This is a genomic window from Hyphomonas sp. UBA3601 (assembly GCF_002375605.1).
GTDB lineage: Bacteria > Pseudomonadota > Alphaproteobacteria > Caulobacterales > Hyphomonadaceae > Hyphomonas.
Genome location: NZ_DFME01000128.1, coordinates 11,241 through 18,079, shown reverse-complemented (window position 1 = coordinate 18,079; position 6,839 = coordinate 11,241). Strand labels below are relative to the sequence as shown.

The 6,839-nt window shown below is 56.5% G+C and carries 8 protein-coding genes, 1 tRNA gene, 1 other RNA gene and 1 pseudogene; 5 read left to right on the top strand and 6 right to left on the bottom strand.

The window, feature by feature from the left end; translation table 11 throughout:
* On the bottom strand, positions 1 to 540 hold a 540-nt coding region (locus B4F73_RS14530), incomplete at its 3' end, for a phosphoribosylaminoimidazolesuccinocarboxamide synthase (RefSeq protein WP_290483613.1).
* A gap of 169 nt (positions 541 to 709) precedes the next feature.
* On the opposite strand from B4F73_RS14530, the gene B4F73_RS14525 reads away from it, so the two are divergent.
* Positions 710 to 1,036 carry a DUF1476 domain-containing protein gene (locus B4F73_RS14525; RefSeq protein WP_034815548.1) on the top strand — a complete coding sequence of 109 codons (327 nt, stop codon included), beginning with the start codon at positions 710 to 712 and terminating at the stop codon, positions 1,034 to 1,036.
* On the opposite strand, the gene B4F73_RS14520 is transcribed toward B4F73_RS14525, so the two are convergent.
* The 4 genes from B4F73_RS14520 to B4F73_RS14510 all read right to left on the bottom strand — a co-directional run bounded on the left by B4F73_RS14520 (position 1,020) and on the right by B4F73_RS14510 (position 4,079).
* Positions 1,020 to 2,036, bottom strand: a complete 1,017-nt coding sequence (locus B4F73_RS14520; RefSeq protein ID WP_290483612.1) for a family 16 glycosylhydrolase — start codon at positions 2,034 to 2,036, stop codon at positions 1,020 to 1,022. The genes B4F73_RS14525 and B4F73_RS14520 overlap by 17 nt on opposite strands.
* 52 nt (positions 2,037 to 2,088) lie before the next feature.
* Positions 2,089 to 2,691: a 5-formyltetrahydrofolate cyclo-ligase gene (locus tag B4F73_RS14515; protein ID WP_233347776.1), complete on the bottom strand. Its 603-nt coding sequence runs from the start codon at positions 2,689 to 2,691 to the stop codon at positions 2,089 to 2,091.
* Positions 2,692 to 2,750: 59 nt separating this feature from the next.
* Positions 2,751 to 2,909: non-coding RNA, 6S RNA (gene ssrS, locus B4F73_RS16870), on the bottom strand.
* Positions 2,910 to 2,981: 72 nt separating this feature from the next.
* The gene (locus B4F73_RS14510; protein WP_290483611.1) at positions 2,982 to 4,079 is read right to left on the bottom strand and encodes an esterase-like activity of phytase family protein; all 1,098 of its coding nucleotides are present in this window, start codon (positions 4,077 to 4,079) and stop codon (positions 2,982 to 2,984) included.
* A gap of 106 nt (positions 4,080 to 4,185) precedes the next feature.
* Here B4F73_RS14510 and B4F73_RS14505 point away from each other — a divergent pair, with 106 nt between their 5' ends.
* The 3 genes from B4F73_RS14505 to B4F73_RS14495 all read left to right on the top strand — a co-directional run bounded on the left by B4F73_RS14505 (position 4,186) and on the right by B4F73_RS14495 (position 5,677).
* Positions 4,186 to 4,650 (top strand): winged helix-turn-helix transcriptional regulator, encoded by a 465-nt coding sequence (locus B4F73_RS14505; RefSeq protein ID WP_206990626.1) that lies wholly within the window; start codon positions 4,186 to 4,188, stop codon positions 4,648 to 4,650.
* 129 nt (positions 4,651 to 4,779) lie between these two features.
* Positions 4,780 to 4,854: transfer RNA gene (locus B4F73_RS14500), tRNA-Gly, on the top strand.
* 292 nt (positions 4,855 to 5,146) lie between these two features.
* Positions 5,147 to 5,677 (top strand): flavin reductase family protein, encoded by a 531-nt coding sequence (locus B4F73_RS14495; protein ID WP_290483610.1) that lies wholly within the window; start codon positions 5,147 to 5,149, stop codon positions 5,675 to 5,677.
* A gap of 42 nt (positions 5,678 to 5,719) precedes the next feature.
* On the opposite strand, the gene B4F73_RS14490 is transcribed toward B4F73_RS14495, so the two are convergent.
* The gene (locus tag B4F73_RS14490) at positions 5,720 to 6,538 is read right to left on the bottom strand and encodes an SDR family NAD(P)-dependent oxidoreductase (RefSeq protein WP_290483609.1); all 819 of its coding nucleotides are present in this window, start codon (positions 6,536 to 6,538) and stop codon (positions 5,720 to 5,722) included.
* 167 nt (positions 6,539 to 6,705) lie between these two features.
* On the opposite strand from B4F73_RS14490, the pseudogene B4F73_RS14485 reads away from it, so the two are divergent.
* A pseudogene (locus tag B4F73_RS14485) lies at positions 6,706 to 6,839 on the top strand (30S ribosomal protein S4); the annotation flags it as partial.

Sequence of the window (6,839 nt, the reverse complement as noted above, 5' to 3'; positions counted from 1 at the left end):
GAACTCCAGTTTGAAATCTACTAGCCGAATGCCGACCGCTGCGAACAGGCCCGACATAAAGTCGTTTACGCGGAGCGACATGGCGATCAGATCATCATATTCCTGAGCCGCGGCCCATCCGAAGGCGGCGATGTGCTCTTCTGTGACCAATGGATCACCTAGCGCGTCGTCCTTCAGATAGAACTCCACCATGGGCCGGGGCAGGACCTGGCCTTCCTCAATTCCGAGACGCTTGGAGAGCGTGCCAGCCGCCACATTCCGCACGACTACTTCCAGTGGAATGATGTCGACCTTCTTGACCAGCTGCTCGCGCATATTGAGGCGGCGGATGAAATGGGTGGGGATTCCAACGGCCGACAGGCGTGTCATCATGAATTCGCTGATGCGATTGTTCAGAACGCCTTTACCATCCAGAACCGCGCGTTTTTGCGCGTTGAAGGCGGTTGCATCATCCTTGAAATACTGGATGAGGGTGCCTGGCTCCGGCCCTTCATAAAGGATTTTCGCCTTGCCCTCATAGATAATGCGCTTCTTGCTCATGCGGACGGATCTCCTGACGGTACCGGATCGCTGTAACAGGAATCGTTTTCAGCCACCCCAGAAAGCGCGACTGTTACGCCAATCTGGGCAAAGAAACAATTATTGCGCACACCTTAACTCAACGACTATATGCACTGGTGAATTACCACCGTTCAGAAAGGCCTTTCTCATGAGCACATTTGACGATCGCGAACGCGCCGAGGAGGCTCGATACGCCTTTGATCAGGAAACCCAATTCAAGGTCATGGCGCGCCGAAACAAGCTGCTCGGTCTCTGGGCCGCCGATCTCATGGGTCTGACAGGCTCAGATGCTGAGGCTTATGCCAAGACGGTCGTACTGTCCGATCTTGAAGAAGCGGGCGATGACGACGTGTTCCGCAAGGTGCGCGGTGACTTCGATACGGCTGGCATAGATCGCACCGATGCTCGTATTCGCGAGCAGATGGCAGAACTGCTGCCGGTTGCGCGCGAGCAGATTCTCAAGGACTCAAAGTAGCGTAGATGTGGTTTTCGGCCGTACCTGCGAGGGTTGGCCGGAAACTGTCCCCGCATGTCTGGGTGCTTTCATTGACTGGCGTGAATGACGTGCAGCTCACGATGGTGGCTTCACCGGATTTAAATTTGGGCTTTCCGTGCCATCCCTGCATCTTTGGTACGCCGGTCCAATGACTGAAATAGAGGCGTCCGGACGTGCGCGGAATGAACGCGTCATCTGGTTCGGTGGAGTAATAGGCAACCCCGTCGACATACCAGGTGATCCGATCAGGCAACCACTCGAATGCGTAGAGGTGTGGCGCGGCTGACGCATCGAATGGCAAATCGAACTTGGCATTCTTTCCGTGCTTTCCATTCCGCCAGTAATTGAACTCCACTTTTGATGTGTCTTTGCCCAGAAACTCAATATCCACTTCGTCGTGAGGATCGCCTGCATAGGGTCCGGTATACGTGAAAAAGGCCGAGACCAGCCCTGACCCCTTACCGACCTGCATCACCGCCTCATAACGTCCATAACCGACGCGTTGCTTTGATCTTGCTTCGGCAATGGAAAACGGGATGTCCTGTTCTGGCTCGCGTTTGACTTGAAGTGCCAAACCTTGAGGTGTCGTGATGGCGTTTTCGGGAGCCCACCTGCCGCCATAGAAGGTGTCAATCGCATGCGTCTCAGACAACCAGAATTTGTCCTCGATGGATTCTGATCCAAATGTCGACCGGAATCCATGACCGGATTTGGCGAGCTGCTTGATTGTGGGATTGCTCTCAGTTGGCGCTGCGGGCTTGATAGCCACCGGTTCCTGGATCGCCGCGGCAGCGGGTTTTTCAACGGGATAGTAAATCTGCGCTTGTTGATATGAAGATGCGAGCGCGTCCTGGCCACCGGATACACTCACGGCGAAACCTGTAACAAGTGCAGCAGATACGACGGCAAACATCATAACGTCCAGAACTGACACAGTCCTTCTGGCCGTGGTTACCGAAATGAGGCCGAAATGGGACATCGCTTTACCTTCCGTTTACCTTTAACGGAAAATTAGCAATACCCAAGCCGATTTAGCCGCTTTCTTGGGGGGGTGTCAGACTTTTCATGTTGCGCATCATGAATAGCGGAATTGAGCCAATTGGTGTGACGGCCCAGTCGAGCGGCTGATCATGTGGTTCGCTGGGGACGGAGTCGATCTGCTGGGCCGGGTAGGCCAATGCACAGGCAAATGCGCGGCCATGTGCCCGTAGCTTTTCAAACGCCTTGTCATAATGCCCTTTGCCATAGCCAAGCCGATTGCCCATGCCATCAAAGGCGAGCAGAGGCGTCAGAATCAACGTCGGATGAGCCAGCGGTGCATCTTCTGACGGTTCGGACAATCCAAATGGCCGGCGCTCCAGTGGTTCGCCGAAATGCCATGTGCGCCAGGTCAGTTCGCCAGTGTCCTCTATCCGGGGCAGACATAATTCTGCGCCAGCCTTTGCCAAACGCATCATTAGGGGCGCGGGATCAAGCTCTTCATTGATCGCCACATATCCAGCGACAACCGGGCCATAGCGTTCAAGCAGCTTCATCGGAAATTTTTCAGCCACAGAATCTGCGCCATCAGGATCGCGCGCGGCCGCTTCGGCCCGCAGGGTTCGCATCCGATGTCGCAGGTCGGTCTTGTCCATCAGAGTATCCATCGGGTTGGCTGTTCGGCGCCTGACTATGGCACACAGAAAAATAGCGCATGAGAACCACGAACGCCGCGGGGCATATTCACTCCCGTCAACCTAGATACTAGGTGGGCGCCGGATGAGCCCGGACCACGGCCCAAGCCAGAATGCCAGCTCCCTGACGGAAATTAAGGTCGCCGGAGATCAGTCCGTCGCAAACGAAGCAGCCCTCATGCTGGTTGATGATGTAATTCGGTGACGCGCTGATTGTAAGGGGCCAGCATGCGGTCACGTGTTGAATTGTCTCAGTGTGCTTCCCCGACAAGATCGAAGGCAAAAAGTAGCGTGCGCTGGCGATCCGAGAAATTGTCGTCTGAGACAATCCAGAGGCGGTGGACGCCGTCTGGCAGGGTTTCAACCGTGATGCCTTCGAAATTGTCGACATTCATGGGTCGGGACAGCGTAAACAGACCGCGTCGGCTTGACCCGCCAGCATCCTGATATTCGGCCTCCACGGCCAAACGGTTACCGAATACGGGATTATAGTTGCGGCGTAGACTGTAAACCACGGATCCGGCCATCGACTGATCGCCGAGCGCAATCCGGTTTGTCATGCCCACGAGCGGACTGTCAAAATCGGTATTGATCGGTTCGACAAGCGTAACAGCATTGCCGATCGGGACAAGCTCGACGATCGGCGACTTGCCATCAATGAGCTGTTCGTATCCTGCACGAAGTGATTTTCCGAAAGATAGCGCTTCTGCGCCGGAATTCTCGCGGATTTCCGTGCCTTCAATTTCGCTCGGCAGATCCGCGACCAGCGTGGCGCGTGCGGCGGCGCCACAAGTGCTCAGATCGAATGCCTCGATACGGTGCCGACGTTCGAAGCTGACATATGCAGCGCCATTCTTCAGGGCGAGCCCTTCGGAGTCGCCCTCGGTCTTGCCCTTGAGCAACTCGTTGTCCTGTCCCCGCATATATGCAATTCGGCCCGTTCCGGTCAGCTCACCACCGTCACGATCAATCCAGACAAATGCGCCCATGTCGGAAACCGCCAGGAAGCCTCCGTCGGCATGTAGCTCAATACCCGACAATCCCCCAAAGTTCTTATTGGGGGAAGTGAGCGCCCAGCCCTGCGCGAAGCGGACGCCTGGGAACAGCGAAATGTTGGCGCGTTCAGATAGTGGCACGGATTCCGCAACAATGGAGATCTCCGACGGTGCCACATAAGATGTCCCGCTGGGGCAGGATAGCGCCTTCAGCGTACCTGGCGACAGTGCAGGATGGCCCCGGCCTTGGTTTGTGTGGGCCGTACCGATTGCCGGCGGACCGGCTGGAACCGCGCAGGCTACAAACGCGGCTACGGCCAAGCCAAACAAGGGAGAGTAGATCGATTTCCGCATGATTTGTTTCGCCTTGTGGTGAGTCTCTGGGCATTTGCCTTAAAATATGAGGCAGGAATAGGGAAACTGGCTGGATTTCAAAAGCGAACTTATCCAGATATGAATTATGTCCCAAATTCCGCTCGTCCGCCGCTCGCCAGTCCCGCCAGACACCTGTAATTTGGCCAAAGCCATAGACCTCATTGGTGACAGGTGGACTTTGCTCATCCTTCGCGCAGCACTTTATGGTGTGCGGCGCTTCGATGACTTCCAGTCTGAGCTGGGATGCCCAAGAACCGTGTTGTCGGGGCGGTTGAAGAAACTTGTGGATGCCGGCCTGCTGGCCAAAAAGCCTTACAAGGCGCCTGGCAAGCGCGCCCGACCGGAATATGTTCTGTCCGCCACGGGCCTTTCGCTGCGGCCGATCCTGATCGGCCTGACGCAATGGGGCGACGCTTGTCTCGGACAGGGCGAGGCGCCTCCGATCAGCTTTACGAAGGCGGGATCCAAGAGTGCCATCCGAGCGGCATTTGTTGATGTTGAAGGCCGGGAAGTGCGCCCCGACCAGATACGTCCAGTGTTGCGGGGATAGGTTTGCTCAAGTCTCCGACCGACAGTTTGGAAATTGTGCAGTTTCGCAGAATTTCCGTCTTGCAAAGCCGGGGCTGATGCGCTTTATCACGCCTCTCGGCGGCAACGCCGTGAATACCCTAATAAGGATGCGGGCGTAGCTCAGGGGTAGAGCACAACCTTGCCAAGGTTGGGGTCGAGAGTTCGAATCTCTTCGCCCGCTCCAATTTTTCTCAAGACAGCCTGGTTTCAAGCGCGCCATTCTGGGCGCAGCTTGTTGTTGGCGTTGTTTGTGTACCAAGCAAGCCTCACCGCACGTGTGGGCCTCAATGAATTCTTTTTTCCAGCCGGGCTGATGACGAATATTTTGTGCGTCTCGTGTAAAGAGTTTGGCTGCGGCCTGGTCTTCAACCATATCTTGCCGGTCCCTTGCTGCGTCTGTGGTGTAATCAATGCGCTGCAACCTCTTGTCGGCGCCCGTCCACGCCATACTACTGATGTGACCGAAAGTGATGACCATGACAGATGACTTGCAGCCCCTCACAGACCGCGCGCTTCTCAAGCAGCGTTTCCTGGAAGGAATGAGCCTGGTTGCAGCGACCGTGAATGTCATCACGACAGACGGCGCTGCTGGTCGGGCGGGCACGACAGCAACCGCAATGTCCTCAGTCAGCGCCGATACGCCCAAACCGACCTTGCTTGTCTGCATCAATGAATCCTCGTCGCTAACGCCGGTTCTGCTGGGCAATGGCACGTTTTGTGTGAACGTCTTGAAGGACAATCAGGCGGATGTGGCAGATGTTTTTGCCAGCCGCATGACCCACAAATTCAAGGACAAATTTGATGGGGCAGACTGGACGCCGGGCTGGTCTGGTCAGCCTGTCATCTCAGGAGCGCTCGTGGCATTCGAGTGCAAACTGGTTTCGCACAATCAGGTCGGCACGCATCATGTCTGCATCGGTGAGGTTGTTGACGCTGTGCTCGGCGACAATGGCAACTCTCTGATCTATGCGAGCCGCGAATACCGCACCACCGTCAAGCCGGACTAGGCTTTTGGGGGCAGTTTCGCGGTTGCGTATCACTACTGGCCGCTAGCGCGCCGTCATGGCGCCATCGACCACATGCTCCTGCCCGCTGATATAGCTGGAAGCATCCGAGGACAGGAACAGGACCAATTCTGCGACTTCCTCTGGCCGTCCGGCCCGACCCATTGGGCTTGACTGGGTCGCAATTGCCTCAACGTCCATCTGATTGGCACCCGATTGCGCCGTAAGCGCGGCGACGCGTTCTTCATCCATGGCCTCGGTCATGCGGGTGATCGATTTCTGCCAGATCGGCGTATCGATGATGCCCGGATGCACCGAATTGACCCGGATGCCCGTACCCATCTGGGCGCACTCGACCGCCGCTGCCTTTGAAAAGAGTCGAACGGCCCCTTTCGATGTGCAATAGGCGCTCGCCCCAGCTGCGCCACGCAGGCCGGCAACCGATGAAATGTTGACTATCGAACCACCTTTGGAACCCATGTACCGCATCGCTGCGCGCGTTCCGAGAAATACGCTGTCGACATTCACACTCATCTGCTTGCGCCAATCATCCAGCGTAAAATCCGTGATCGCGCCTGCGATGGCGATGCCGGCATTGTTGACCAATACAGATGGTGTCCCGAATGCGTTCTCGGTTTGGCTGAAGATTGCTTCCCACATGCTCTCATCCGTCACGTCCTGATGCGCGGTGATGATGCGCCCTCCGGCATCTGTGACGAGTCGCTCGGTGACCCTCAGACCTTCGTCATCAATGTCGGTCGCCATTATGGCGGCACCTTCCCGAGCAAGCACGAGTGCGCATGCCCGACCGATACCGCTGCCAGCACCCGTTACAATTGCGATTTTGCCGTCGACCTGGCCCATGTTTTCCTCCCGCTTTTTGCATTGTATGTAGCAGTGGAATGGCTTGACCTGCCAATGGTTTTGAGGTTTACCCGGCGTCTCTAAACGGGATGGTGCAGGGCCGCCGTTGAAATCGTGGGTGCGAATGAGCGCCGCCCACCGACCTGCGTCGACAATGAGGTACTACCATGTCACGTCGCCACAGCGCGAAGTACAAGATCGACCGTCGCGTCGGTGAAAATATCTGGGGCCGTCCGAAGTCCCCCGTCAACAAGCGTAACTACAAGCCCGGTCAGCACGGCCAGAACCGCCGCAACAAGGT